The sequence below is a fragment of the Achromobacter sp. 77 genome, assembly GCF_020541125.1.
Classification (GTDB): Bacteria; Pseudomonadota; Gammaproteobacteria; order Burkholderiales; family Burkholderiaceae_B; genus Achromobacter; species Achromobacter mucicolens.
On the sequence record NZ_CP059848.1, the window covers coordinates 613,325 to 639,021 of the forward strand.

Consider the following 25,697-nt stretch of genomic DNA (forward strand, 5'->3'; position numbering starts at 1 on the left):
CATGGCAACCCCTGTTCTGGTCTGCGGTTCGATGGCGTTCGACACCATCGCGGTGTTCGAAGGACGCTTCAAGGAACACATTCTTGCCGACCGCATTCAGTCGCTGAGCGTGTCGTTCCTGGTGCCCAGCATGCGCAAGGAGTTCGGCGGCTGCTCGGGAAACATCGCCTACAACATGAACTTGCTGGGCGGCAAACCCGTGCCGGTCGCCACCGTTGGCGAAGACGCTGGCGAGTACATGCAGCGCCTGTCGGACCTGGGCGTCGACGTCAGCCGCGTCAAGGTCATCCCCGACACCTTCACCGCGCAGTGCTTCATCACGACGGACCTGGACGACAACCAGATCACCGCGTTCCACCCGGGCGCCATGTCCTTTGCCGCGCAGAACGACCTGAGCGACGCCGACGCCGCCTGGGCCATCGTCGCGCCGGATGCGAAGGAAGGCATGTTTGCCCATGCCGAGCGCCTGAACAAGCGCGGCATCCCCTTCATTTTCGACCTGGGCCAGGCCATGCCGCTCTTTGACGGCGCGGACCTGGAGCGCATGCTCAAGCTGACCCAGGCGCTCACGGTCAACGACTATGAGGCCGGCGTGGTCGAGCAGCGCACCGGCCGCAGCGTCGCGGACATCGCCCGTTCCCTGCAGGCCGTCGTCGTGACTCGCGGCGCCGAGGGCGCCACCCTGCACACCGAAGGCAAGACCATCCAGATCGAACCGGTGCGCGCCTCGCAGGTGGTCGATCCCACGGGCTGCGGCGACGCACAGCGCGGCGGCCTGCTGTATGGCCTGACCAGCGGCTGGAACTGGGAAGACAGCTGCCGTCTGGGCAACGTGATGGGCGCCATCAAGATCGCCTCGCGCGGCCCGCAAAACCACGCGCCCACGCGTACCGAGATCGACGCCGTGCTGCACGCCACGTACGGCATCCATCTGCCCGCCTGACCGTAAAAGGACTCCCGGGAACCGCGGCACGCAGCACGAGTCGAAGGCCAATCCATGCGCAATGGCAACGGGCTGTAGCCCGTTGTTTCCCGGCCCGTTTTGCAGCTTCTGGCGGAGGGTTTCAGTCTGTTGCTGGCGCACTTGCCGGGCGTTGCGCTCGGAGTATCATCAGTTACCGTCGGCCGTGCCCGAATGAGGAGTCCAAATGAATCATATAAAGTCTATTTCCCTGGTGACGCCGCGCACTGGCCGCTGGTTGGCTGTCGCGGCCGTGGTGACGTCGATGGCCGTGCTTGGCGGTTGCGCCAATCGCAGCGCCTCCAGCGGTGTCTATAGCTACGATCAAGCGCAGCGCGAACAGATCGTCCGCACCGGTACGGTCACTGGCGTGCGTCCGATCGTCATTCAGAACGACAAGTCCAGCGGCGTCGGCATGGTGGCCGGCGGCGCGCTGGGCGGTGTGGCCGGTAACGCAATCGGTGGCGGCACGGGCCGCACGATCGCCACGGTGGGCGGCGTCATCCTCGGCGCCCTGGCCGGCAACGCCGTTGAAAACCGCGCGCAGACGAACTCCGGCCTGGAGATCACGGTGCGCCTGGACAACGGCGAAACGCGTGTCGTCGCTCAGGAAGCCGACGTGCCCGTCAGCGTGGGCCAGCGCGTCCAGGTCATCAGCGGCGCCGGTCCGACCCGCGTCACGCCGATATAATCCGCCGACCGTTTGGAAAGGTCGCTGTACGAAAAAGCCCGCGCAAGCGGGCTTTTTTTCATGGCGGCGGCGGCCGCCTTGAATCAGGGTCAAATGCAGTCGGAGGCCGACACGTAAAAATATGTCGCTCGGCCACAACGCGGCCCCCCGGATTTACCCGCGAACGTTACCTTTCCCAGCCTTTTCTCGCCATTTCCACCATAAGTTTCATGGCGATTCGACGGCCGAAGTGCAATGATTGCGACGGCGCGGCAGTCCGGATTTAATGTAACCACGTGCATCCGGCGACCGTTCTGGCTGGCTGGAATTTTTCAGTTTGGTTTCAGCTGTTTTCTGTATCCTCAGCGCCTGAAATCCCGGGGCGGGGGATGGTTTGCCGAACAGGCAACGTTACGCTGCAAGATCTATGCACACCGAGCAAGAACTCCACACCAAGATCGGCGAGATCGTCGAGTCGATCGTCATGAAGAAAGTCACCCCCGATACGCAACTGATTGCCACCGGCCTGGTCGATTCGCTCGCCGCCGTGGACATCACGCTCGCGGTCGAGTCCGAGTACGGCTGCAGCATTCCGGCTCCCGAAATCGCAGAGCACCTTCAGTCGGTCCGCGTGCTTGCCGGCTATGTCGCTGCCCATACTTCGTAATACCCGGTTCCTGTCGCACGTCGCGGCGGCAGCGACGGCGGTGGCGTTGGCGGTAGGCACGTATTGCGGCGCGGATGACCTGCTCAGCCGCGTCGTCAACCCGGCGTCCTCCCCCTCGGCGCTGGCGGCCAACAAAAGCAATTACCTGCCCAACCTGGGCCCCGACTGGGGCACCCAGCACGTCAACCTGAATCGTCTGGGCAATGCCCTGAGCGACGGCACGCTGGTGGTGCTGGGATCCTCGGAGCTCTCCAGCCACGACCTGCGTTTCGTCCCCTACCGCTTTTTCCCGGAAGAGCTGAAGGTGCCGACGCTCGCTTACGGCCATGCGATGTTCCAGTCGTATGGCATCGTCAGCGTGCTGGAATCGGTGTCCGATTCGCTTACGCCCAACACGCGGCTGGTCATCATGCTGTCGCCGGCGTGGTTCGCCTCCGGCGGTCAATTGCCGCGCAGCGCATTTGCCGAGCACGTCACCGGCCCGGTCTGGGACCGGCTGTGGGACCAGCCCAGCACGCGCGAGCAGATGCAGAACTGGATCAGCGACAACGCGAACTGGGGCCTGCTGTGGCTCATCGCCAACGGCCAGGTCTCCGAGCTGAAGGACAAGCTGGCGTTGTGGTGGCAAGCCCGCAAGGAACCGGCGCCCGACAAGCCGCGCAGCAAGTTGTCGGTGCCCGCGCACCGGTACGTGTCGTGGCCGATGTCCGCCCGCCTGAATGCCGGGCAGTGGTCCCGGATCACGCACGAAGCGCGCGAAGTCGAACACACCCTGGGCGGCAACAACCCCTACGATGTGCGCGACGACTACTACCAGCAATATCTGGCGCCGCTGTACTCGCCGGCGCGCAACGAGTTCGCGGATGTCGATCCGATCACGCGCACCGAGCTGGGCGACCTGTCGCGTGTGATGGCCTTGCTGCAAAAGCGCAAGGTCAAGGCGTACTTCGTCATCCAGCCGTTCAACCCCAAGCTCATCCTGGACGTCGAACGGTTCGACCCCGTGGTGGCCGCCATCACCGGCATGTGCACCCGCTATCAGATGGGGTGCCTGGATCTCTACAGCATTCCCTTCGAGCCGGGGATGCTGCGCGACGACATGCACCTGGCCGAACTCGGCTGGGCCATGGCCGATCAAGGCATTGCGGAGTATTTTTCCCGATGAAATTCTTTCGTAAAGACGAAGCCCGCAATGCGGGCGCGCCCTGGGCGCGCCGCTTCTTCTGGCATCTGTGCCTGTACGTGGGCGTGATCCTCGTGTTCGTGCTGCAGGCGCAGCCCACGACGGGCAGCGGCGGACCGATCAAGGTCGAATTCCAATACCAGCAGTTCTGAGCGCACGATGGAACTCTTTGCTAGCTTGAGCTTCTTTGGCGGCGCGCTGTTTGGCGGCCTTGGCCTCGTCGCATACCGCTCGTCCGGCATGCCGCTGCGCATCGGGTACCGCCACATCATCGGCGTCATCTGCCTGGGCGTCTGGATGGCGGTGTTCTGGGCGCGGCCCTATCAACCCATTGCGCTCTTGGCCATTTCCGGCGGCGCGCTGTGGGCAATGCGCCGCAACTACATCCCCACCTGGCTCGCCGTCATCATCACGATGACGCCGTTGCTGCTGGTCAAGACCGGGGTCTCGCACCTGGGCGCGATGCTCGGGCTGTCCTTTGCCACGTTCCGCGCCATCGACGTGCTGCTGTTCGCGCCGCGCAACGAACGCGTCTCGCCGCTCGACTATTTCATCTACCTGTTCTTCCCGCTGACGCTGCTGGCGGGGCCCATGTACCGCTGGCGCGCCTTCCAGGCCGATCTGAAGCGCGGCTACGAAGGGGTCAACCTGAACACGTGGCTGATCGGGCTGGAACTCATCATGGTGGGCGTCATTCAGAAATTCGGCCTGGCCGAGCTGATCTGGCGCTACGGACTGGCCACGCTCAACGCGCACGATTATTCGTTCACGGGCGTGGCGCTCAATGCCTCGCTCTACAGCGCGTACCTGTTCTTCGACTTTGCCGGCTATTCGACGATGGCGATCGGGATCGGGATGCTGTTCGGCTTCACGCTGCCGATCAACTTCCGCAATCCGCTGGCCACGCTCAACCCGCAGGATTTCTGGCGCCGCTGGCACATCAGCCTGTCCGAATGGCTGCGCGATGTCGTGTTCATGCCGATCTACAAGGCGCTGAGCAAGACCCGCTTCTTTGGCCGTCACCGCCTGGCGGCGCAGAATATCGGCATTTTCGCGACCCTGCTGGCGATGGGGGTGTGGAACGGACTGTCGCTGCATTACATCGTCAGCGGCCTGATGTTCGGCCTGTATTCGGTGGGGCACAACCTGCTGATCAATGCGGCGCGCACCCGGCCTGCCCTGCAGGCCGCGCTGGCCAAGCCCGTCATGCGCTTTCTGGGGCGCGTCCTCACCCTGATTCTGGCCGCGCTGGCACTGTATGTGTTCAGCGGCCGCAGCCCTATCTGACGCCGGGAGTCACGGCATGCGTTTCGATCTGAAGTCCTTCCAGTTCGCCGACGAAGGGCGCGCGCCCGACGCGCTGGCGGTCGCCGCCGCCGACCGCAGCCTGACGTGGGCCCAGTTGCGCACCGAGGCGCACGCCTGGGCCGACGCCGCGCGCAAGCATGGCGTGGCCCCCGATGTGCCGGTGGCGATCTACGGCCACAAGGAGGCCGCCTTTTTTGTCGCCATGGTCGGCGCGCTTCTGATCGGCGCGCCCTTCGTGCCGGTGGACACCATCTATCCGCCTGAGCGCCTGCGCCGCATCGTGGAGATCGTGCAAGCGGCCGCCGTGTTCGACGCCGCGGCCGGCAGCTTCACGGCGGGCGAGGGCGCCATGCTGGAAGAACGCGGCCTGGCCTACGTGATGTTCACCTCGGGCAGCACGGGCGACCCCAAGGGCGTGCAGATCGGCCGCGAAAGCGTCGGCCTGCTTGGCGACTGGATGCTCGGCAGCTTTGGCCTGGGCGAGGCGCCCGTGTTCATGAACCAGGCGCCCTTCAGTTTCGACCTGTCGATGTACGAGGTCTTTGCCACCCTGGCGTCGGGCGGAAGCTGCGTGCTCAACGCGCGCGACCAGATTGCCGCGCCCGGTCCGTGGATGGCCCGGCTGGCCGCCCACGGCATCACGGTGTGGGTGTCCACGCCGTCGTTCGCGCATCAGCAGCTGGCCAACCGAGACTTCTCTCCGGCGACGCTGCCCACGCTGCGCACGTTCCTATTCTGCGGCGAGCCACTGCCGGCGGCGCTGGCGAAAAAGCTGCGCCAGCGCTTTCCGGATGCGTCCATCCTGAACACCTACGGTCCGACCGAAGCCACGGTGGCCACCACCTGGATCGAAGTCACCGACGCCGTGCTGGCGGCGCACGACCCGCTGCCGGTTGGCCATGCCAAGCCGGACAGCGTGCTGCTGGTGGACGAGGGCGAGATCTGCATCGTGGGCGACCACGTGATGCGCGGCTACCTTAACCGCGCCGACCTGAACGCGGCCAAGCTCTACACCTACGACGACGGCCGCCGCGCGTTCCGCACCGGCGACCTGGGGCTGATGGAAGAGGGCGGGCTGCTGTTCTGCCGCGGCCGCATGGACGACCAGATCAAGCTCAACGGCTACCGCATCGAGCTGGCGGAAATCGACGAAGCCCTGCATGGGCTACCGGGCGTGGAGGCTAGCGCTTGCGCCGTGCTGCGCCGTCCCGATGGCACGGCGGTGCGGCTGATTGGTTTCGTGACGGGCTCGGAAGCAGCGGGCGAGCAAGCTGCGCTGCTGGCGCCGCAGGCCCTGTCCGGCTGGAAGGAGCGGCTGGCCGAGCGCCTGCCGCCCTACATGGTGCCGTCCGAACTGGTCGCGTGTCCGGCGCTGCCCATGTCGAACAACCACAAGATCGACCGCAAGAAGCTGATCGAGATCTACAGCGCGATTCCCGTGTAGGCGATCACACGCCCATCATGCCGTAGCTCAGGCGAGCCAGGACCATCAGCAGGATCTGGGCCGCGATCAAGAGGATCAGCGGCGAGAAGTCGATCGAGGTGCGCGGCAGGATGCGGCGGATGGGATCGAGCAACGGCGCAGTCAGCGATTGCAGCAGCGGCATCATCGGCGCCATCGGGTTGACCCACGACAGCACGGCCTGGATCAGCGTCAGCCAGACCACCAGGTTCAGCGCCCACTTTGCCGTCATGATGAGGGCCGAGCCCATCGCGGCGGGCAGCAGCGCGGCGGGGATCAGCGCGCCGATGGCCACCAGCCACAACAGGACCAGATAGACCAGCGCCGACAACCACGCGCACACCAGGCTGGTCCAATCGATCTTGTTGCCTGCGGGAATGATCTTGCGCAGCGGCAGCACCAGCCAGTTGGTGGCTCCGTAGATCGCGCGCGCCAACGGGTTGAAGGGGTGCAGTCGTATCGCGTGCATCCAGGCGCGGGCAATCAGCGCCGCGCCAAACAGCGTGAACACGATTTCGAGAAGGAAGCGGAAGATTTCACCGAGCATGGACGCGATCACCCCAAAAAAGAGGAATCAATTGTCGCACGGCCAGACGTAAAAATTGCGTACGGTCCTAGTGCATCGGGCCCGGTGCAGGGGTCAGCCATTTGGATGGCATGACGCTCAGACATTAAAAAAGCCGCCCGGTGCAAACCAGGCGGCTCTGATGAAGCTAACGCTTCGGCGCGTCCGGATTAAGGACGGCCACCCGTCGGGAAGGGCCACGACGCGGCGGGGTTCAGCGCGGTCTTCGCGCCCGGGGCAGCAGCCGTGGTGGGCGGCGTGGCGGGCTTCTTCGGAGCGGCTTTCTTCGCAGCGGGCTTCTTCGCGGCGGCAGGCTTCTTGGCGGCAACAGCCGGCTTGGAAGCGGGAGCCTTCTTGGCGGCGGGCGCCTTCTTGGCAGCCGGGGCCTTCTTGGCTACGGCCTTCTTGGCAACAGCCTTTTTGGCGGCCGGGGCCTTCTTGGCGGCAGCCTTCTTGGCAACAGCCTTCTTGGCGGCGGGCGCCTTCTTGGCGACTGCCTTCTTGGCAACAGCCTTCTTGGCAACGGCCTTCTTCGCGACGGCCTTCTTGGCTACGGCTTTCTTGGCGACGGCCTTCTTGGCGACGGCCTTCTTGGCGACGGCCTTCTTGGCAACGGCCTTCTTGGCGACAGCCTTCTTGGCGGCCGGAGCCTTCTTGGCAACGGCCTTCTTGGCTACGGCCTTCTTGGCAACCGCTTTCTTGGCGGCGGGAGCCTTCTTGGCGGCAACCTTCTTCACGGCCGGCTTCTTGGCGGCTGCGACTTTCTTCACTGCAACTTTCTTGACGGCAGCTTTCTTGGCCGGAGCGGCCTTCTTTGCTGCTGCCTTCTTGGCGGCGGGTTTTTTCACCGCTGCTTTCTTGACGGCTTTCTTGGCTGTTGCCATGGTCATGCTCCTTAGGTTCAGGGGTCCCAGAACTTAAACCCGTGCCCCGACCCGCCAATCGGCGGACCGTGCCCGGGCTATTCATCGGCGCATGCCGCTGTTCTGTGCGAGCAACAGCTACTACGGTTTGCGCTAATGAATTCGGCACAGCCATTTGATATGGCCCCCGCCCCTGTGGCGCGAGCCATTTCAAATGGCGCCGGCAGGCGGCCTGTTCACAGGCCGCCGACCGCTTGTTCTACGTGTTCGAAGACACCCTGACCAAGGAGCTTGCCATCAAGCCTGTCGCGAACGCGACGCCCATCGAAAAGAGAAGGGCGTGCCCGCGCCGGGCTCGATGGCGTACTGCGTTACTCCCAGCTCAGCGTGCCACCGGTTTGGTATTCGATCACGCGAGTTTCAAAAAAGTTGCGTTCCTTCTTAAGGTCGATCATTTCCGCCATCCACGGGAAGGGGTTTTCTTCCTGAGGGTACAGAGGTTCGATACCGATCTGCTGGCAACGACGGTTGGCGATGAAGCGCAGGTAGGATTTGAACATGGGTGCGTTCAAGCCCAACACGCCGCGCGGCATCGTGTCTTCGGCGTAAGCGTATTCGAGTTCGACCGCTTTGCGGAAGAGTTCTCGAATTTCTTCGCGGAATTCCGGCGTCCAGAGATGCGGATTTTCCAGTTTGACGGTGTTGATCAGATCGATGCCGAAGTTGCAGTGCATGGATTCATCGCGAAGGATGTACATGTACTGCTCGGCAGCGCCGGTCATCTTGTTCTGGCGGCCAAGCGCCAGGATCTGCGTGAAGCCAACGTAGAAGAACAGGCCTTCCATGAGGCAAGCGAAGACGATCAGGGACTTGAGCAGCGTCTGGTCGGCTTCGGGCGTGCCCGTCTTGAAGTTGGGATCAGCGATCGCGTCGATGAACGGGATCAGGAACTCGTCTTTGGCCCGGATGGACGGCACTTCGTTATAAGCGTTGAAGATCTCGGCTTCGTCCAGGTCCAGGCTTTCGACGATGTATTGATAGGCGTGCGTGTGAATGGCTTCCTCGAATGCCTGGCGCAGCAGGAACTGGCGGCATTCGGGGGCCGTGATGTGGCGGTAGGTGCCCAGCACGATGTTGTTGGCGGCCAGCGAATCGGCGGTCACGAAGAAGCCGAGGTTGCGCTTGACGATGCGGCGCTCGTCCTCGGTGAGCCCGTTCGGGTTCTTCCAGAGGGCGATGTCGCGCGACATGTTGATCTCTTGCGGCATCCAATGGTTGGCGCAAGTGGCCAGGTACTTTTCCCACGCCCACTTGTACTTGAAAGGCACAAGCTGGTTGACGTCGGTCTGGCCGTTGATGATGCGCTTGTCGGCAACCTTGACGCGCTGCGAGGTTGCCGCGCCGCTGGCTGCCAGGCCGGCTGCGTGCTGAGGCGCGGCCGGCGTGGGCATGGCGGTGTCGCCGAACACACCCGTCGCCGCCCGGACTTCCGGGGCAGCCTGACCGCCCGCCGCGGGCGCGGCAGGTTGTGCAGGTTGCGTGGCGGTGGTGTCGTCGTCCCAATTAATCATGATTCATTCTCCGGAGGCGGTTATTGGCAGGCTTCGCACTCTTCGAAGCCGGGGTCGCCCGGCCGCATGGTGCAAACCGCCCCGAGAACTTCGGGTTCCGGCAAAACAGGTGCTGCGGCAACGGCGTTGGCGGTGGACGGATTGCCCGCGCTGACGGCGTTCAGTTCGCCGCCGCGTCCCGTGGACTTCTCGGCGCTGGTGGCGCCAAGGGTGCGCAGGTAGTACGTGGTCTTCAGGCCACGCGTCCATGCCAGCTTGTAGGTGTCGTCCAGTTTCTTGCCCGATGCGCCAGCCATGTAGATGTTCAACGACTGGGCTTGATCGATCCACTTCTGGCGGCGCGACGCGCATTCAACCAGCCAGCGCGGTTCGACTTCGAACGCGGTGGCGTAGAGTTCGCGGAGTTCGGAAGGTACGCGATCGATGCGGGACAGGCTGCCGTCGAAGTACTTGAGGTCGGCGACCATGACTTCGTCCCAGAGACCGAGTTTCTTCAGGTCACGCACGAGGTAATCGTTAACGACCGTGAACTCGCCGGAGAGATTCGATTTGACGTACAAGTTCTGGAAAGTGGGTTCGATGCACGCAGATACGCCAATGATATTGGAAATAGTGGCGGTTGGGGCGATTGCGATGCAATTGGAGTTGCGCATGCCGTGTTCTTTGATGCGCGTACGCAACGTATCCCAATCGAGCGTGCTCGATTCATCAACGTCAACGTGACCACCACGTTCATCACGCAGCATCTTCAACGTGTCTTGCGGCAAGATGCCACGCGACCACAGCGAGCCTTCATACGATTGATAGCGGCCACGTTCTTCGGCGAGCAGGCTCGACGCGAAGTAGGCGTGATAGCACACCGCTTCCATCGAGCGGTCCGCGAATTCAACAGCGGCTTGCGATGCGTACGGCACGCGCATCATCTGCAGGCAGTCCTGGAAGCCCATGATGCCCATGCCCACCGGACGATGGCGCGCGTTGGAATTGCGGGCCTTGTCGACGGCGTAGTAGTTGATGTCGATCACGTTGTCGAGCATGCGCATGGCGATGCTGACCGTGCGCTTGATCTTGTCGTGGTCCAGTTCGAAACCGCCGCCGGCAGCCGGCTTCATGTGTGCGACCAGGTTCACGGAACCCAGATTGCAAACTGCGATTTCGGATTCGTTGGTGTTCAGCGTGATCTCGGTGCACAGGTTCGAGCTGTGGACGACGCCCACGTGCTGCTGCGGCGAACGGATGTTGCACGGATCCTTGAACGTGATCCACGGGTGGCCGGTTTCGAACAGCATCGACAGCATCTTGCGCCACAGCGTCAGCGCCGGCATCTTCTTGAAGAGCTTCAGTTCGCCGCTGGCGACGCGCGCTTCGTAGCCCACGTAGGCTTCTTCGAATGCGCGGCCATACTTGTCGTGCAGGTCGGGGCAGTCGGACGGCGAGAACAGCGTCCATTCACCGCCTTCCATGACGCGCTTCATGAACAGGTCGGGAATCCAGTTCGCCGTGTTCATGTCGTGCGTGCGGCGGCGCTCGTCGCCGGTGTTCTTGCGCAGTTCCAGGAATTCTTCGATGTCCAGGTGCCACGTTTCGAGGTACGTGCAGACCGCACCCTTGCGCTTGCCGCCCTGGTTCACGGCGACGGCCGTGTCGTTAACAACCTTCAGGAACGGAACGACGCCCTGGCTTTCGCCGTTGGTGCCCTTGATGTGGCTGCGCAGCGCGCGGACCGGGGTCCAGTCGTTGCCCAGGCCGCCGGCGTACTTGGCCAGCAGCGCGTTTTCCTTGATGGCGTCGTAGATGCCTTCCAGGTCGTCCGAGACGGTGGTCAGGTAGCACGACGACAGCTGCGAGTGCAGCGTGCCCGAGTTGAACAGCGTGGGCGTGGAGCTCATGAAGTCGAACGAGGACAGGATCTCGTAGAACTCGATGGCGCGCGCTTCGCGGTCGCTCTCGCGCAGCGCCAGGCCCATGGCCACGCGCATGAAGAAGACCTGCGGCAGTTCGATGCGGGTGCCGCGGATGTGCAGGAAGTAGCGGTCGTATAGGGTCTGCAGGCCGAGGTAGCCGAATTGCAGATCGCGCTTGGCGTTCAGTGCCTTGCCCAGCTTGGTCAGGTCATAGCTGGCCAGTTCGGGCGACAGCAGGCCGCCTTCGATGCCGCGGGCGATGAACGTGGGGAAGTATTCGGCGTAGCGCGTGGCCATGCCGTCTTGCGAGACTTCCTCGCCCAGCACTTCCTTGCGGATCGTGTGCAGCAGCAGACGGGCGGTGACCTGGCTGTAGGCCGGATCCTTTTCGACCAGCGCGCGCGCGGACAGGATGGCCGACTTGAACACTTCGTCGACGGGGATGCCGTCGTACAGGTTCTTGACCGTTTCCTTCAGGATGGCTTCGGCGTCGATGAACTCGGACAGGCCTTCGCCGGCGGCGACGATGGTGGCGCGCAGTTCGGCCACGTCCAGCGGGCGGCGCACGCCGGCGTCGGTGACGTTCAGCACATGTTCCTGCGGCGCGGCGTCAGCCTTCTGCTGGCCTTCGGCGGCAGCGGCGGCGGCGCGTTCCTGCGTGCGCTTTTCGCGGTACAGCACATAGGCGCGCGCGACGTCATGCTCGCCCGAGCGCATCAGCGCCAGTTCGACCTGGTCCTGGATGTCTTCAATATGGAAGGTGCCGCCGTTGGGGCGGTTGCGAACCAGGGCGTTGACGGCCTGGCCGGTCAGCGTTTCGACCAGTTCGCGCACACGCGCGGACGCGGCGCCTTGTCCGCCATTGACGGCCAGGAAGGCCTTGGTCATGGCGATGGCGATCTTGCTGGGCTCAAAGCCAACCACCGAGCCATTGCGGCGGATGATGTTGTAGCTGGCCCATTTGCCGCTGTTGGCGTCGGCGGGGGAATCGGTTTGGGAGGGCGGCACGGCCGAAGGCCGGGTCACAGAGGCGATCGTAGTCTGCATGGAAGCTCCTGTGCGAAAAAGCGCGTAGATGAAGACATGACGACGTCATGTCTGGTCAAAATTGGATCTTGTAATGGGGGTCGCAACGTCCGGACAGGCTAGTCCGTAAGGCGTGGCCGGCGGGAATCAGCGCTTAGGCGACCACAAGATGTAGTGTAGCACCCCTCGTTGGCCACTAATTCTAGTGATCGAGGTTTACAGGGACAAGAAGAAGATAAGACGAATCCCACAAAAGATTGTAACCAAATGCACTAGGCGCGCCCCGCAAGGCGCGCCCAGGTCAGTGACCACTCAGACCGGCTGTTTATGCGGTTTTCCGCAAGGCGCTGGCGTGCGGGGCCGGTGCTGTATAGCTCTGCAAGAGCCGGGCCAGATCGGTCCGGTACTTCTCGACATTGGCGGCCTTCACGTGGCCAAAGCCGCGAATGTTTTCAGCCAGGGCGGCGATTGTAGCCGCTTGCGCGAGGTTGTCCGCAGTCAGCCCCGCAAGCAGTTGATCGATGGTCTGGCGGTACTCCGTGACCAGCGCCCGTTCCATCTTGCGCTCGGCGGTATGGCCGAAGGGATCGAACCAGGTGCCGCGCAGGCCCTTGAGCCGCGTCAGCAATTTCAGTGCCGACATCGTGCGCGGACCCAGCGTCATCTTGCGCGGCACGCCGGTGCGCGGATCCTTGCGGGCGAAAATGGGCGGGGCCATGTGAAAGCGCAGGCTGTAGTCGCCCTCGAACTGGCCTTCCAGCTGCGCCTTGAACGTCTCGCCGGTATAGAGGCGCGCCACTTCGTATTCGTCCTTGTACGCCATGAGCTTGTACAGGCCGCGCGCCACGGCCATCGCCAGGCGGGGCGTCTTGGCATCGGGCGCCAGGGCCCGCTCGCGGGCCGCGACGGCGTCAACCACGTTCCGATACGCCTGCGCGTATGCCGCATCCTGATAGGCCGTCAGGTCTTCGACACGGCGCGCCACGGCGCGCTCGAAGGTTTCGGGGATGTGCAGCTGTACGACCTGGGCCCGCGGGCGCAGCGCGCCTTCCAGCGCGTCGGGGCGATGCGCGGCAAGCCGGCCGCTGTCGAAGGCGGCGCGGTTGGCCGCCACCGCCACGCCGTTCAGTTCGATCGCGCGATAGATGGCGGCCTGCGAAAGCGGTACGCCGCCGCGCTGCCAGGCGTAGCCCAGCATGAACATGTTCGACAGGATGCTGTCGCCAAACAGCGCCAGCGCCGCTTCATGCGCGTCGATCGCGGCCGTGTGCGCGTCGCCCGCCGCATGACGGATCTTGGCCAGCAGCGCCTCGGGGCGCATCGCGGCGTCGGGATTGCGCGTGAAGTCGGACACAGGCGCCACGTAGGTGTTCACCGTGACCTGAGTGTGGCCGTGGCGCAAGGCGCCCAGCGAATCCGGCGCGACCGCGGCAACCGGATCGCACAGGATGGCCGCGTCGGCCTGCTGCCAGTCCAGCCGCACGGGGCCAGCGGGCGAGCCCGCCGGGGCAAGGCGAATGTGGCTCACGACGGTGCCGCCTTTCTGCGCCAGCCCGGTCAGGTCAAGCACCGCGGCCGACAGGCCTTCCAGGTGCGCGGCCATCGACACGATGGCGCCGATGGTGATGACGCCGGTGCCGCCCATGCCGGCGACCAGCAGACGATAGGGGTGGTCCAAGGCTGGAAGGGCGGGCTGCGGCAGGCCGGCGATCATGCCCTGCAGGCGTTCCTGGTCGGCCTTGGGCGCCGCGCTCTTTCTAGGCTTGCCGCCCATGACGGACACGAAGCTCGGGCAGAAGCCTTCCGCGCACGAGTAGTCCTTGTTGCAGCTGGACTGGTCGATCGCGCGCTTGCGGCCGTACGGCGTTTCCAGCGGAACGACTGACAGGCAATTCGACTTCACGCCGCAGTCGCCGCAGCCTTCGCACACGGCGCTGTTGATCAGCATGCGGCGCGCCGGGTCCGGGAACTGGTTCTTCTTGCGGCGGCGGCGCTTTTCGGCCGCGCAGGTCTGGTCATGGATCAGGACCGTCACGCCGGGGATCTCGCGCAGCTCGCGCTGCAGCGCGTCCAGCTCGCGGCGGTGGTGGACCTTGATGCCGGGGCCCAGGTCCACGCCCTGGTATTTCTCGGGCTCGTCGGTGGTGACGACGATGCGCGCCACGTTTTCGCCGCGCAGCTGCTGGCAGATCTGGGGCACCGAGATCGGGCCGTCCACCGGTTGCCCGCCGGTCATGGCGACGGCGTCGTTGAACAGGATCTTGTAGGTGATGTTGGCGCGGGCCGCGACGGCCTGGCGGATGGCCAGGTAGCCCGAGTGGTAATACGTGCCTTCGCCCATGTTCTGGAAGATATGCGGCATCTTCGTATAGCGGGACAGGCCGATCCAGTCGACGCCTTCGCCGCCCATCTGCGTGAGGCCGCCGGTGTCGCGGTCCATCCACGCGGCCATGTAGTGGCAGCCCACGCCGGACAGCGCCTGGCTGCCCTCGGGCACCTTGGTCGATGTGCTATGCGGACAGCCCGAACAGAAGTAAGGGCGGCGGCGCATGCCGTCCGCGTCGTTGGATAGCGGCGCCTGGCATTCGAAGGCCGACAGGTCGCGGTTCACGGGCAGCCCCGCGGCGCGCGACAGCCAACCGGCCAGCGGCGCGGCCAGCAGCGACGGGCGCAGCTGGCCGGCGGACGTCACCATCGGCTCGCCGTCCAGCCCCTTCTTGCCCACGACCGTCGGCCGCTCGGGCAGGTTGAACAGCATGTCCTTGATCTGGCTTTCGACCACCGCGCCTTTTTCCTCGATGACGAGGATGTGCGACAGGCCGCGCGCGAAGTCGAGCAACCGGCCTTCGTCCATCGGCCAGGTCAGGCCGGGCTTGTAGATCCGCACCGGCGCATTCGCCGTCACCGTGTCCACGCCCAGCCGCGCCAACGCTTCCATGGTGTCCAGGTGCGCCTTGCCGACCGTGACGATGCCCACCGTCGCCTTGGGCGCCGGACAGGTCAGCTTGTCGATGCTGTGCCGGCGCGCGAAGGCGGCGACGGCCTTCATGCGCTGGTTCATGCGCGTTTCGACCGCCAGCGACAGGAAGTCGCGCGCGGAGTATTCCAGCGATCCGGCCGGCATGTCCGGATCATCGGGCATGTCGTAGGTCTGGATGGCGGCTGGCGTGAACGAGTGGCCGCTTTCGATGGTTTCGGACACGGCCTTGAAGGCGACCCACGTGCCCGCATAACGCGAGAGCGCCCAGCCCCAGAGCGCGAAGGTCTCGTATTCGTCGATGGACGTCGGATGCACGATGGGCATCTGCCAGCCGATCAGCGACGCTTCGCTGGCGTGCGGGATCGAGGACGACACGGCGGTGTGGTCGTCGCCCACCACCACCAGCACACCGCCGTGGCGCGAGGCGCCCGCGGCATTGCCGTGATGCAGCGCGTCGCCGGCGCGGTCCACGCCGGGACCCTTGCCGTACCACATGGCGAACACGCCATCGACATTGCGGTCAGCGCGCACGCCGGCCTGCTGCGTGCCCATGACCGCCGTGGCGGCCATGTCTTCGTTGATGCCCGGCAGGAAGGTGATCTGGTTGGCGTCCAGCGCCTTCTGCGCCTTCCACATTGCCATGTCCACGCCGCCCAGCGGCGATCCGCGGTACCCCGATACGAAGCCGGCGGTGTTCAGGCCGCGTTCGCGGTCCACCCGGCGCTGCGTGAGCATCAGGCGCACCAGGGCCTGCGTCCCGGTCAGGAAGATGCGTCCGGACTCGCGGGTCAGGTTGTCGGCAAGCTGGTAATCAAGGTCCAGCTCGGGTGCGGCGGCGGGGGTACCGTCCATAGTCAATGCTCCTCGTCTTTGGCACCATGATAGGTTCGCGAGGGATCAGGTTTATTGCGTTTTTGGATCGTGCTATCCCTATAATTCGCAATGAACATTTCGTATTTCAAGAAAACCAGGAGACAAACGAATGGACAAGACCGATATCGGCATCCTCAAGGCGCTGCAGGAAGATGGCCGGGCCTCTGCGCAGCAGCTTTCCGAGAAGGTGGGGCTGTCCGCCGCGCCTGTATGGCGGCGCGTGAAGGCGATGGAGGCGAGCGGGGTGATCCAGGGCTACAGCGCCCAGGTCGACCGCAGCAAGGTGGGGCTGGGCTGCATGTTTGCGCAGATCAGCCTGGAGCGGCATTCGGCAAACACGGTCGAGAACTTCGAGCGGTCGGTGCGCGACGCCCCGGAAATCCTGGAGTGTTATGCCGTGACCGGCGATTCGGACTTCCTGTTGAAGATCCTGGTGGAAAGTCCGGAAGCCTACGATCGCTTCCTGCACCGGTTCCTGTTCAACATGCCGGGCATCCGGCAGACGCGCACCATTGTGGCGCTGCGTGAAATCAAGCACGAGCAGCGGCTGCCGCTGTAGAAAGGCGCGCCTTCTCTATATAGATAGAGAGAAAGGGCGCGCCGCAGTGCAAAGGGACAGGTTTATTGGGGCTGGATGCCGGCGATCCGGATCCATTCCTTCCAGCGAGCCGTGTCTTCCTTCACGAACGCGTCAAAGCGCGCCACGTCCATCGCTTCCGGCGTCAATCCCAAGGCGCGCAGCTTGCGCGCCGTGGCGTCGTCCTGCACCGCGGCCTGCAGGTAGGCGTTCATTTTGGCGACGATCTCCGGTGGCGTGCGGGCGGGCGCCGACAGGCCCAGCCAACCCGCCACGACGAAGTCAGGGTAGTAGGTGGCCATGGTCGGCACGCTGGGCCAGGCATCATGCTGCCGGGCGCCGGTCACGGCGATGGGGACGAGGCCCTTGCCGTCGATTTGGCCCATGGCGGTCAGGTAATCCACGAACGCGAAGCCGATCTGCTTGCCGCGCAGGTCGGTGATGATCTGCGTGATGTTCTTGTACGCCGCCCCGGTGATGTTGATGCCGGCCCGCTGCTTGAAGAGTTCGGACGGCACCTGGGAGGACGAACTGTAATAGCCGAAGAAGACGTCGCCCGGATGTTTCTTGGCGTACTCGACCAATTCGGGCACGGTCCGGTACGGGCTGTCCGGCGAGACGACGCCCACCGTGCCGAACGTGCCCAGCATGCCGACCTGCACGAAATCCTTTTGCGCGTCGTACGGCAGCGTCTTGTACAGGAACTGATTGGCCGAATGCGTGGAGTTCGTGGACAAGAGGAACGTGTAGCCGTCGGGCGCGGCGCTTTTGCTGGCGTTGGTGCCCACGATGCCGCCGGCGCCGGGGCGATCCTCCACGATCACTGTCTGCCCGGTCTTCTCGCCCAAGTACTGGGCGAAGGTGCGGGCGGTCAGGTCGGCCGCGCCGCCCGCCGCGGAGGGCACGATGATCGTCACGGGCTTATCGGGCCAGCCGGCGGCGTGCGAGGCCGCGGCCCACAGCAGGCAGGCGCCGGCGAGCGCCGGACGCAGCAAGCGGGAAATGGTCATGTCTCTGTCTCCTGAGTGCGCCTGGGCGCGTCGTTATCGTTGTGGTCGTCGTTGTCTTGCGGGGGCTCAGCCAAATTGCTTGCGATGCCAGTCCAGGATGGCGCCGGCGCTGATCTGCCAATGGTCTGCGTACATCATGCAGTGCGGTTGTCCGGCAAGCAGGGCATGCGAAAAGCCGTAGCGGCGCGCAATGGCTTGATCCTGTCCCGGTGGATGGCGGTCATGCGTGTCCAGGCCCGCTTCCAGGCAGAGGCCGGGCGCGCGGATCGATGCCGCGCCGATGGCCACGCGCAGCAGGTATCGGTCGTTCAGGACCTGGGGGCTTTCCGCGCACAGCCGCCGCGCCACCGCGCGAACGTCCCGGTCCGGCGTGGTCGCCAGAAAACGTGAGCGGATTTCCGCCTCGCCGGGGGCGGTGCGTGGCACGTCCTCGGGCACGGCAGGCAAGGCCAGCGCACCGGGCAGATCGCCTGGCGGCGAGGGCGCCAGCAGCACGACGCCGGCCACGGGCCGCCGGCTGGCGGCCAGCAGCGCCGGCAACGCGCCCATGCTGTGGCCCACGACCACGGTCAGCGCATCCAGCGCATCCAGTGCGCTGACGACGTCCTGGCCCAGGTCCTCAATGGTGACGTTCGGAAATCCGGCGTCTTGCGGCAGGTCGCCGTGGCCGCGCATGTCCAGCGCCGCGCACGCCAGACCGGCCGCTGCGAAGTAATCCAGATAGTGCGCGTAGCACCAGGCGCCGTGGTAAGCGCCCGGCACGAACAACAGGCCGGGCCGGCCGTCTTGTGGGACGGCGCCGATGCGCAGGCGGCCATGCCCCGCATCGCGCACGGGCAGCCGATCGGCCACGCCAAAGTCCAGCGGGTCCGTGGCGGGGGGAGAGATAAGGTTGGCGGTAGGCATATTGCGGCCATCTTAAGAGGCGGCCTATGATCAGAAAACTTTATTTTTCATATGGATTGATAAGTTCTACTAATCCGTCGCCCCATGCGCCCGCTTCCCGATCTCTCCATTTCCCATTACCGGCATTTTTTGCTGGTCGCCGAGCTGGGCAGCTTTCGCGCCGCAGCCGTCCGGGCTTTCCGATCCCAACCCGCGTTGTCCCTGTCGATCCGGGAAATGGAACAACGCCTGGGCCAGCCGCTGTTCGAGCCCGGCAACCGCGGCACCCTGACGCGCTTCGGGCAAGACTGCCTGCCGCTGGCGCGTGAACTGGTTGACCACCACGACCGGGTCGCGGGCGCCTTGTCGGGGCTTGCCAACAATGGCGCCGGCAGCTTGACGATGGCGTCCGTTGCGTCCGCCGCCACGCACTGGCTGCCCGAACTGGTGGCCGCCTACCGGGCGCAGTATCCCGCGGTGTCGCTGCGCCTGTTCGACGACAACTCCGAGGGGGTCGAGCGCATGGTGCTGGCGGGCGAGGTCGAACTGGGCGTGTGCAGCACCGTGTCACGCGACCGCCGCCTGTCGTTCGAACCGCTGATGCGCGACGCCTTTGGCCTGGTCTGCCATCGCGGCCATCCGCTGGCTGGCCGCAAGTCCGTGACGTGGCGCGAAATCGCCGACCTGCCTTTGGTGGGCACCATTGCGCACCGCCAGCTTGCCGGTCATCCGCAAGCGGCGTTCATGCTGGACCGGCAGGTGTTCGTCTCCAACATGATGTCGCTGCTGGCCATGCTGGAGCGCGGCGTGGGCGTGACGGTGCTGGCCCGCCTGGGCGTGCCGCCGGATTCGCCGGGACTGGCGTTTGTGCCCTTGTCGCGGCCACGCATCGAACGCGAGCTGGGCATTGCCCGTCTGGCCGGCAGAAGCCTGTCTCCGGCCGCCGCGCGCATGGAGGAAATGCTGCGCGAGAAGGCGCGTCGCGGGTGAGCCGCTGTCGCTAGAAACCAACGCATTTTTGCGGTTTCCGCGCGGATTCCGGGCGCGTCCGCACCCGCACTGTTGCGCATTTGCACACGGCGCGGATCGTCGTTGATTCTTCCCTAACGCCTATTTAGAGTGCGTGAAGTCCGCTGCGCCTGGGACGGGCCGGTGTGATCGGCGCGGCGCGTCGGCGGACGTCTTGAGGAAGTCATGAGCAGTGTGTTTTTGCGTACGGCAGGCATTGCCTGCGCCATCGTGATCCTGGCCGGTTGCGCCGCCAGGAAGCCAGCCGCCATCACCGAGGCCCAACCCGCCGAACCGCCCAAGCCGGTGGCCTGCACGCCCGCCAAGACCGGCGACCCCATGATCGGCACCTGGTTGTCCAATTCGCGTCCGCGCGATGTGGCGGGCGACATGCAGTCGCTGATCGTGCTGTCCGCCGACGGCACCATGTCCTACGAATCCCTGCTCAAGATCGGCCGCAAGACGCGTCCCGCGCTGCGCGAGACGGGCTGCTGGAGCGTGGCGGACGGCGTCTACACGATGCGCACCACGAAGTCGGCGGGCGAGCCGGTGGATCCCACCGATCCGATCTATCTGAACCGCTACCGCGTCGAGAAGGTCGAGCAGTCCAAGCTGTCGCTGCGCGAACTGAAGTCGGGCGGCATGCTGCTGACCGCGCGCCGCATGCCCGCGGGCTACCGACTGGCCTACTGACCGTTGCGCCGGGCGGACATTTCGCCCTGCGGTCAAGCCAAGCGAGCCAGGCTGCGGTAAGGTGCGGGCTTCGACTTTCGCCCCGCAGCCGGTTTCCCATGCCCGCCCTGTCCTCCGAAGCACGCGCGATCGCGCTGCTCGCGTTGGCCGCCTTCGTCAGCGCCAGCGCTTTCCGAATCTGTGATCCCATGCTGCCGCAACTGGCGGCGGAATTCGGCACCACCACCGGCCAGGCCGCGCGCGCCGTCACGGCCTTTGCCGTGGCCTATGGCGTGCTGCAGATGTTCTTCGGTCCGGTGGGCGACCGCTACGGCAAGTACCGCGTCGTCAGCGTGGCGACCGTGGCGTGCGCGCTGGGCAGCGCCGGCGCCGTCATGGCCGGATCGCTCGACATGCTGGTCTTTTGCCGCGCCTTGTCCGGCGCGGCCGGCGCGGGCATCGTGCCCCTGTCCATGGCGTGGATCGGCGACAACGTTCCCTATGAACGCCGGCAGGCGACGCTGGCGCGCTTTCTGACCGGCACCATCCTCGGCATGTCGGCCGGCCAGCTTGCGGGCGGGCTCTTTGCCGATACCGTCGGCTGGCGCTGGGCCTTTGCCGCGCTCGTGGCGGGATATCTGATCGTGGGGGTGCTGCTGCATCTGGAAGTGCGGCGTCAGCGGGCGGCCGGCTTTGCGCAGGTCGATCCCAGCGCGCCTCGGCAAGGCTTCATTGCGCAGGCGCGGCTGGTGCTGAGCGCACCGTGGGCGCGCGTGGTGTTGGCGACAGTGTTCATCGAAGGCCTGCTGGTGTTCGGCGCGCTGGCCTTTGCTCCCTCGTACCTGCATGAGCGATTCGATATCTCGCTGACGGCCGCGGGCGCGCTGGTCGCCGTGTATGCGGTGGGCGGACTGATCTATACGGTTGTCGCGGGTCGCATCCTGAAACGGCTGGGCGAGCGCGGCCTGGCCGTCGCGGGCGGGCTGGTGCTGGGCGTGGCGTTCCTGTCGTACTGGCTGGGACCGGTCTGGATATGGAGCCTGGCGGCCAGCGTGTTGGCGGGCTTCGGCTATTACCTGCTGCACGCGACGCTGCAGACGAACGCCACGCAGATGGTGCCGTCCGCGCGCGGGACGGCGGTGGCATGGTTTGCCTCGTGCCTCTTCATGGGGCAGGCGGCGGGCGTGGCGCTGGCAGGGGCCGTGGTGGACGAGATCGGCGCGGCCGCGCTGTTCGGCGGTTCGGCCGTGCTGCTGCCGCTGCTGGGGGCGTTCTTTGCCCGGGCGCTGAAGGCGAGGGCCGCGATGCAGCGGGCGTGAACGGCGTTGGCGTCACGCCGGATTGAAAACACAAGGGCGGCAGGCTTATGCAGGTGTCAGACACCCTGCCGAGACTGTCGCGGGTTTGGGGCGTTAGCTCTCGAGGGTGTCAGACACCTGGGCAGCAGGCTTTCGGAGGGTGTCTGACACCCTGGTGAGATGCCCGTGACTTTGCGGCTGCTCATCAAAGGGTGTCTGACACCCGGGTTTAAATCGCCGACAGCCGCTTGAGCACCGTTTCCTTGCCCAACAGCGCCAGCACCGCATCCACCGCAGGCGTCTGCGTCTGGCCGGTGACGGCCACGCGCAGCGGGATGGCCAGTTGCGGCATCTTCAGGCCGCGGTCGGCCAGCACGCCCTTGATGAGCGCGGACAGCGCTTCGCGCGTCCAATCCGCATCCTGGGCGCGCTGCGCGAAGTCGGCCAGCGCTTCGCGGGCGGGGGCGGTCAGGTGCTGCTCGGCCAGGTCGGCCGGCGCGCCCTTGAATTCGCCGCAGAACAGCATGGCGCCGTCGGCCAGCTGCTCCAGCGTCTCGGCGCGGTCCTTCAAGAGACCCATGACGCCCGGCAGATCGATCTTTTCGGGGTAGCCGCCGCGGGCCGCGACGCGCGTGGCCACGCGCTCGGCCAGTTCGGCGTTGTCCATCTGCTTGATGTAGTGGGCGTTGACCCAGTTCAGCTTCTTGGGATCCCACTGCGAGGCGGACTTGGACAGGTGCTTGGTGTCGAACCAGGACACCAGCTGGTCGCGCGAGAAGAGTTCGTCGTCGCCGTGGCTCCAGCCCAAGCGGGCCAGGTAGTTGATCATGGCCTCGGGCAGGTAGCCCTCGTTGTCGTACTCCATGACGTTGACCGCGCCGTGGCGCTTGGACAGCTTTTCGCCGTCCGGGCCCAGGATCATCGGCACGTGGCCGTATTCGGGCAGCGTGGCGCCCAGCGCGCGCAGGATGTTGATCTGGCGGGGCGTGTTGTTGACGTGGTCATCGCCGCGCAGCACGTGCGTGATGCCCATGTCCCAGTCGTCGACCACGACGCAGAAATTGTAGGTAGGCGTGCCGTCGGGGCGCGCGATGATCAGGTCGTCGAGCTCGGTGTTGTCGAAGCTGATCGTGCCCTTGACCATGTCGTTCCAGGACGTGGCGCCGTCCTGGGGATTCTTGAAGCGCACGACCGGCTTGCGGCCTTCGGGGATGGCGGGCAGCGTCTTGCCCGGTTCCGGGCGCCAGGTGCCGTCGTAGCGCGGCTTGTCGCCGCGGGCGCGGGCGGCTTCGCGCATGGCTTCGACTTCCTCGGGCGAGCTGTAGCAGTGGTAGGCAGTGCCGGCGGCCAGCATCTGGGCCACGACTTCGCGGTACCGGTCCATGCGCTGCATCTGGTAGAACGGGCCCTCGTCCGGCTGCATGCCCAGCCATTCCATGCTGTCCAGGATGGCCTGCACGGCTTCCGGCGTGGACCGCTCGACGTCCGTGTCCTCGATGCGCAGCACGAAAGTGCCCTTGTGATGGCGCGCGAAGGCCCAGGAGAACAGCGCGGTGCGCGCGCCGCCCAAATGCAGGAAACCGGTGGGCGAAGGCGCGAAGCGGGTGCGAATGGGAGTAGAGGCGTTGGAAGTCATAGGTGGCAGTGTTAGCGGCTGCGGCGCCACAAAGCGGCGTCGGGCAGTGTCCTCATCAAGCGGACAGCGGGCTTGTCTTGATACGATGAACGCTATTTTAGATTAGTGTGAACAGGCCCTGGCCCGACCTCCCCATGTTGAGACACGCTCTTGCGCCCATGTTCGAACCCGGCTCGCTGGTGATCGTGGCCGACCGGCCGCTGCCCGCGGCAAGTTCCCTGTCTCCCGCCCTGAAGGCGAAGACCACGGTCGTCACGGTCGAACCCGGCGCGGCGCCCGACCTGCCGGACAGGCTGGAAGGCCTGGCTGCGGGCGACCGTCCTGATCTGGCCCTGGTTTGCGTCTCGCCCGCCGTGCTGCCGGAAACCTTGCGCCGGCTGGCGCCGCTGTCGCCCCGCGCGGTCATCCTGCTGCCCCACGAACTGCCCGACCCATACCCGCGCGGCACGCTGGCGCTGTGCCGCGCCTGGGCCGAGGAAAACCACTGCGAACTCCTCGGGCCGCGGTCCTTCGGCGCGCAGCGGCCGCACGCGGGCCTGAATTTCAGCCAGCACCCGGTGCTGGCCCGCGCCGGCCGCGTGGCGCTGGTGGCGCAGTCGCGCTCGATCATGGCCGCCGTCATGGACTGGGCCGAGGACGTGCACATCGGCTTTTCCACCGCCGTGTCGCTGGGCGACGAGGCCGTGGTGGGCCTGCCCAAGCTGCTGGACTACCTGGCCAGCGATCCGCGCACGGACAGCATCGTCCTCTATCTTGAAGACGTCGGACCCGCGCGCGAATTCATGAGCACGCTGCGGGCCGCGGCCAGCATCAAGCCGGTCATCGTGCTCAAGGCAGGGCGCTCGGACGCCGACAGCAGCGATGCGATCTTCGACGCGGCCCTGCGCCGGGCCGGCGCCGTGCGCGTGCGCTATTTCGTGCAGCTGTTCTCGGCCGTGAAGGTGCTGGGCTACACGCGCCGCCCCAAGGGCCGCCGCGTTGCACTGATCTCCAACGGCAGCGGGCCGCCGCAGCTCGCCATGGACTTGATCGGCCCGGACGCCGCCGTGCTGCGCGCGGACCTCGCGCCCGCCACGCAGCGCGCGCTGGCCGACATGCTGGAGCCCGACGCCGCCATCGCCAACCCTGTCATCACCTACCTGCCCATGACGCCCGAGCGCATTCGCGCCATGCTCGACGTTGTCCTGGACGACACGGGCGTGGACGGCGTGCTGGTGCTGCTGGCGCCCGACGCCTTGGCCGACATGCCCGCCGTCGCGCGCGAGCTGGCGCAGATTGCCCCGTCGGCCAAGAAGCCGGTGGTGACCTGTTTCATGGGCGATGCGGGCATGCGGCCCTTGCGGCGCATGCTGGACGATGCCGGCACGTCGGCATTCCGTACGCCCGAATCGGCCGCCGATGCCTTCGGCGTGCTGGCCTCGCACCACTACAACCAGCAGTTGCTGCTGCAGACGCAGCCGCCCGAACCCGCGAGCCACGTGCCCGACCTGACGGCCGCCCGCGAGATCCTTGCGCGAGTGCGCGCCGAATGCCGGCGCGAGCTGAACACGTCTGAGATCCGCACACTGCTGGCGCTGTTCTACGTGCCGCTCAGCGAATTCTCTGCCGATGCGGCGCGCGGCGAAGCGGAATCCCGCCCCATGGCGATCCGGGTGCGGCGCGATCCGAAGTTCGGCCCCGTCATCCGGTTTGGCGCGGGCGGGCCGGACGCGGTGCTATCGCTGGCCGATCGCGGCATGGACCTGCCGCCGCTCAACGGCTACCTGGCGCGCCAGCTCATCGAGCGCAGCCGGCTGTGGCGCCGCGTGCTGGCGCCGCGGGTCGGCCACATGGCTGCCGAGGCGCTGCAGCAGGCGCTGGTGCTGGTGTCCGAGCTGGTGTCCGAACTTCCCGATATCGAAACGCTCGACATCGATCCCCTCTACGCAGGCGAAACCCACCTGCGCGCGGGCGGCCTGAGCATGACGCTGACCGAGACGCCCGGCTGCGCCTCGCCGCAGACCACCGGCTATCCGCACATGGCGATCCACCCGTATCCGGCCCGGCTGGTGCAGGTGCGCCGTTTTGCAGACGGCATTCCGTGGGTGCTGCGCCCCATCCGTCCCGAAGACGGCGAGGCGTTGCAGGAATTCATCCGCGGCCTGTCGGAGCGCTCGCGCTACATGCGGTTCGTGTCGATGATGCGTGAACTGACGCCGCGCATGGTGTCGCGCTACACCCAGGTGGACTACCACCGCGAACTCGCGCTGGTGGCGGCCACGCAAGTGCCCAATCCCGCCAATCGCGGCCATCCGCGCGAGGTGCTGGTGGGCTTTGCGCACTACCTGCGCAATCCCGATGGCCGCGGTGCGGAATACGCGCTGGTGATCGGCGACGACTGGCAGCGGCGCGGGTTGGGGCGTCAGCTCATGACGGCGCTGATCGACGCCGCGCGCGAGCAGGGGCTGGAATACATCGACGGCCTGGTGCTGTCGACGAACCGGCCCATGCTGGCGCTGATGACCAGCCTGGGCTTTACCAACGATCCCGACCCCGAAGACCCGACCATGCGCCGGGTCTGGCTGAACCTGGCTTAAGG

20 protein-coding genes are annotated in these 25,697 nt (G+C 65.8%); 12 read left to right on the top strand and 8 right to left on the bottom strand.

Going from position 1 to position 25,697, the window contains the following annotated elements:
* Nucleotide 1 precedes the first annotated feature (1 nt).
* The 7 genes from H4P35_RS02745 to H4P35_RS02775 all read left to right on the top strand — a co-directional run bounded on the left by H4P35_RS02745 (nucleotide 2) and on the right by H4P35_RS02775 (nucleotide 6,233).
* Nucleotides 2-943 carry a carbohydrate kinase family protein gene (locus H4P35_RS02745; protein ID WP_175157405.1) on the top strand — a complete coding sequence of 314 codons (942 nt, stop codon included), beginning with the start codon at nucleotides 2-4 and terminating at the stop codon, nucleotides 941-943.
* 205 nt (nucleotides 944-1,148) lie between these two features.
* Nucleotides 1,149-1,652 (top strand): glycine zipper 2TM domain-containing protein, encoded by a 504-nt coding sequence (locus H4P35_RS02750; protein ID WP_226847995.1) that lies wholly within the window; start codon nucleotides 1,149-1,151, stop codon nucleotides 1,650-1,652.
* A gap of 406 nt (nucleotides 1,653-2,058) precedes the next feature.
* On the top strand, nucleotides 2,059-2,298 hold the full coding sequence (locus H4P35_RS02755) for an acyl carrier protein (RefSeq protein WP_008159625.1): 240 nt from the start codon (nucleotides 2,059-2,061) through the stop codon (nucleotides 2,296-2,298).
* Nucleotides 2,276-3,463 carry a D-alanyl-lipoteichoic acid biosynthesis protein DltD gene (locus H4P35_RS02760; protein WP_056327812.1) on the top strand — a complete coding sequence of 396 codons (1,188 nt, stop codon included), beginning with the start codon at nucleotides 2,276-2,278 and terminating at the stop codon, nucleotides 3,461-3,463. The genes H4P35_RS02755 and H4P35_RS02760 overlap by 23 nt, the downstream gene beginning before the upstream one ends.
* Nucleotides 3,460-3,633: a hypothetical protein gene (locus H4P35_RS02765; RefSeq protein ID WP_128829895.1), complete on the top strand. Its 174-nt coding sequence runs from the start codon at nucleotides 3,460-3,462 to the stop codon at nucleotides 3,631-3,633. Before H4P35_RS02760 ends, H4P35_RS02765 begins: the two co-directional genes overlap by 4 nt.
* 7 nt (nucleotides 3,634-3,640) lie before the next feature.
* Nucleotides 3,641-4,768, top strand: a complete 1,128-nt coding sequence (locus tag H4P35_RS02770) for an MBOAT family O-acyltransferase (protein WP_226847997.1) — start codon at nucleotides 3,641-3,643, stop codon at nucleotides 4,766-4,768.
* Nucleotides 4,769-4,784: 16 nt separating this feature from the next.
* Nucleotides 4,785-6,233, top strand: a complete 1,449-nt coding sequence (locus tag H4P35_RS02775) for a D-alanine--poly(phosphoribitol) ligase (RefSeq protein ID WP_062841583.1) — start codon at nucleotides 4,785-4,787, stop codon at nucleotides 6,231-6,233.
* A 4-nt stretch (nucleotides 6,234-6,237) separates the two neighbouring features.
* Here the strand turns inward: H4P35_RS02775 and H4P35_RS02780 are convergent, their stop codons facing one another.
* The 5 genes from H4P35_RS02780 to H4P35_RS02800 form a co-directional block, all read right to left on the bottom strand.
* Nucleotides 6,238-6,798, bottom strand: a complete 561-nt coding sequence (locus H4P35_RS02780; protein WP_056327927.1) for a YggT family protein — start codon at nucleotides 6,796-6,798, stop codon at nucleotides 6,238-6,240.
* A 188-nt stretch (nucleotides 6,799-6,986) separates the two neighbouring features.
* On the bottom strand, nucleotides 6,987-7,700 hold the full coding sequence (locus H4P35_RS02785) for a histone H1-like DNA-binding protein (RefSeq protein WP_063951937.1): 714 nt from the start codon (nucleotides 7,698-7,700) through the stop codon (nucleotides 6,987-6,989).
* A gap of 350 nt (nucleotides 7,701-8,050) precedes the next feature.
* The gene (locus H4P35_RS02790; protein WP_056327816.1) at nucleotides 8,051-9,250 is read right to left on the bottom strand and encodes a ribonucleotide-diphosphate reductase subunit beta; all 1,200 of its coding nucleotides are present in this window, start codon (nucleotides 9,248-9,250) and stop codon (nucleotides 8,051-8,053) included.
* Between the two features lie 20 nt (nucleotides 9,251-9,270).
* The gene (locus H4P35_RS02795) at nucleotides 9,271-12,201 is read right to left on the bottom strand and encodes a ribonucleoside-diphosphate reductase subunit alpha (protein WP_062841585.1); all 2,931 of its coding nucleotides are present in this window, start codon (nucleotides 12,199-12,201) and stop codon (nucleotides 9,271-9,273) included.
* Nucleotides 12,202-12,505: 304 nt separating this feature from the next.
* Nucleotides 12,506-16,012: an indolepyruvate ferredoxin oxidoreductase family protein gene (locus H4P35_RS02800; protein WP_226847999.1), complete on the bottom strand. Its 3,507-nt coding sequence runs from the start codon at nucleotides 16,010-16,012 to the stop codon at nucleotides 12,506-12,508.
* A gap of 130 nt (nucleotides 16,013-16,142) precedes the next feature.
* Here H4P35_RS02800 and H4P35_RS02805 point away from each other — a divergent pair, with 130 nt between their 5' ends.
* Nucleotides 16,143-16,592 (top strand): Lrp/AsnC family transcriptional regulator, encoded by a 450-nt coding sequence (locus tag H4P35_RS02805; protein ID WP_008159001.1) that lies wholly within the window; start codon nucleotides 16,143-16,145, stop codon nucleotides 16,590-16,592.
* A 62-nt stretch (nucleotides 16,593-16,654) separates the two neighbouring features.
* Here H4P35_RS02805 and H4P35_RS02810 read toward each other — a convergent pair whose 3' ends face one another.
* Both H4P35_RS02810 and H4P35_RS02815 read right to left on the bottom strand, forming a co-directional pair.
* Nucleotides 16,655-17,620, bottom strand: a complete 966-nt coding sequence (locus tag H4P35_RS02810) for a tripartite tricarboxylate transporter substrate binding protein (RefSeq protein ID WP_226848001.1) — start codon at nucleotides 17,618-17,620, stop codon at nucleotides 16,655-16,657.
* Nucleotides 17,621-17,686: 66 nt separating this feature from the next.
* Nucleotides 17,687-18,526, bottom strand: coding sequence for an alpha/beta hydrolase (locus H4P35_RS02815; protein ID WP_226848003.1), 840 nt, complete (start codon nucleotides 18,524-18,526; stop codon nucleotides 17,687-17,689).
* An 84-nt stretch (nucleotides 18,527-18,610) separates the two neighbouring features.
* On the opposite strand from H4P35_RS02815, the gene H4P35_RS02820 reads away from it, so the two are divergent.
* The 3 genes from H4P35_RS02820 (at nucleotide 18,611) to H4P35_RS02830 (ending at nucleotide 21,504) form a co-directional block, all read left to right on the top strand.
* Nucleotides 18,611-19,495, top strand: a complete 885-nt coding sequence (locus tag H4P35_RS02820; RefSeq protein ID WP_056327821.1) for a LysR family transcriptional regulator — start codon at nucleotides 18,611-18,613, stop codon at nucleotides 19,493-19,495.
* A gap of 204 nt (nucleotides 19,496-19,699) precedes the next feature.
* Nucleotides 19,700-20,206 carry a hypothetical protein gene (locus H4P35_RS02825; RefSeq protein WP_056327822.1) on the top strand — a complete coding sequence of 169 codons (507 nt, stop codon included), beginning with the start codon at nucleotides 19,700-19,702 and terminating at the stop codon, nucleotides 20,204-20,206.
* Nucleotides 20,207-20,304: 98 nt separating this feature from the next.
* On the top strand, nucleotides 20,305-21,504 hold the full coding sequence (locus H4P35_RS02830) for an MFS transporter (protein WP_180100359.1): 1,200 nt from the start codon (nucleotides 20,305-20,307) through the stop codon (nucleotides 21,502-21,504).
* Between the two features lie 208 nt (nucleotides 21,505-21,712).
* On the opposite strand, the gene gltX is transcribed toward H4P35_RS02830, so the two are convergent.
* Nucleotides 21,713-23,119, bottom strand: a complete 1,407-nt coding sequence (gene gltX, locus H4P35_RS02835) for a glutamate--tRNA ligase (RefSeq protein ID WP_226848005.1) — start codon at nucleotides 23,117-23,119, stop codon at nucleotides 21,713-21,715.
* Nucleotides 23,120-23,253: 134 nt separating this feature from the next.
* Here gltX and H4P35_RS02840 point away from each other — a divergent pair, with 134 nt between their 5' ends.
* On the top strand, nucleotides 23,254-25,695 hold the full coding sequence (locus tag H4P35_RS02840) for a GNAT family N-acetyltransferase (RefSeq protein WP_226848007.1): 2,442 nt from the start codon (nucleotides 23,254-23,256) through the stop codon (nucleotides 25,693-25,695).
* Nucleotides 25,696-25,697 lie beyond the last annotated feature (2 nt).

What these genes read in the sequence shown, in the direction of transcription:
- H4P35_RS02800 (WP_226847999.1), bottom strand. Translation starts at nt 16,012, where the DNA reads ATGGACGGTACCCCCGCCGCCGCACCCGAGCTGGACCTTGATTACCAG.
- H4P35_RS02755 (WP_008159625.1), top strand. Translation starts at nt 2,059, where the DNA reads ATGCACACCGAGCAAGAACTCCACACCAAGATCGGCGAGATCGTCGAG.
- H4P35_RS02765 (WP_128829895.1), top strand. Translation starts at nt 3,460, where the DNA reads ATGAAATTCTTTCGTAAAGACGAAGCCCGCAATGCGGGCGCGCCCTGG.
- H4P35_RS02745 (WP_175157405.1), top strand. Translation starts at nt 2, where the DNA reads ATGGCAACCCCTGTTCTGGTCTGCGGTTCGATGGCGTTCGACACCATC.
- H4P35_RS02780 (WP_056327927.1), bottom strand. Translation starts at nt 6,798, where the DNA reads ATGCTCGGTGAAATCTTCCGCTTCCTTCTCGAAATCGTGTTCACGCTG.
- H4P35_RS02825 (WP_056327822.1), top strand. Translation starts at nt 19,700, where the DNA reads ATGAGCAGTGTGTTTTTGCGTACGGCAGGCATTGCCTGCGCCATCGTG.
- H4P35_RS02810 (WP_226848001.1), bottom strand. Translation starts at nt 17,620, where the DNA reads ATGACCATTTCCCGCTTGCTGCGTCCGGCGCTCGCCGGCGCCTGCCTG.
- gltX (WP_226848005.1), bottom strand. Translation starts at nt 23,119, where the DNA reads ATGACTTCCAACGCCTCTACTCCCATTCGCACCCGCTTCGCGCCTTCG.
- H4P35_RS02750 (WP_226847995.1), top strand. Translation starts at nt 1,149, where the DNA reads ATGAATCATATAAAGTCTATTTCCCTGGTGACGCCGCGCACTGGCCGC.
- H4P35_RS02760 (WP_056327812.1), top strand. Translation starts at nt 2,276, where the DNA reads ATGTCGCTGCCCATACTTCGTAATACCCGGTTCCTGTCGCACGTCGCG.
- H4P35_RS02820 (WP_056327821.1), top strand. Translation starts at nt 18,611, where the DNA reads ATGCGCCCGCTTCCCGATCTCTCCATTTCCCATTACCGGCATTTTTTG.
- H4P35_RS02830 (WP_180100359.1), top strand. Translation starts at nt 20,305, where the DNA reads ATGCCCGCCCTGTCCTCCGAAGCACGCGCGATCGCGCTGCTCGCGTTG.
- H4P35_RS02775 (WP_062841583.1), top strand. Translation starts at nt 4,785, where the DNA reads ATGCGTTTCGATCTGAAGTCCTTCCAGTTCGCCGACGAAGGGCGCGCG.
- H4P35_RS02805 (WP_008159001.1), top strand. Translation starts at nt 16,143, where the DNA reads ATGGACAAGACCGATATCGGCATCCTCAAGGCGCTGCAGGAAGATGGC.
- H4P35_RS02795 (WP_062841585.1), bottom strand. Translation starts at nt 12,201, where the DNA reads ATGCAGACTACGATCGCCTCTGTGACCCGGCCTTCGGCCGTGCCGCCC.
- H4P35_RS02785 (WP_063951937.1), bottom strand. Translation starts at nt 7,700, where the DNA reads ATGGCAACAGCCAAGAAAGCCGTCAAGAAAGCAGCGGTGAAAAAACCC.
- H4P35_RS02815 (WP_226848003.1), bottom strand. Translation starts at nt 18,526, where the DNA reads ATGCCTACCGCCAACCTTATCTCTCCCCCCGCCACGGACCCGCTGGAC.
- H4P35_RS02770 (WP_226847997.1), top strand. Translation starts at nt 3,641, where the DNA reads ATGGAACTCTTTGCTAGCTTGAGCTTCTTTGGCGGCGCGCTGTTTGGC.
- H4P35_RS02840 (WP_226848007.1), top strand. Translation starts at nt 23,254, where the DNA reads ATGTTGAGACACGCTCTTGCGCCCATGTTCGAACCCGGCTCGCTGGTG.
- H4P35_RS02790 (WP_056327816.1), bottom strand. Translation starts at nt 9,250, where the DNA reads ATGATTAATTGGGACGACGACACCACCGCCACGCAACCTGCACAACCT.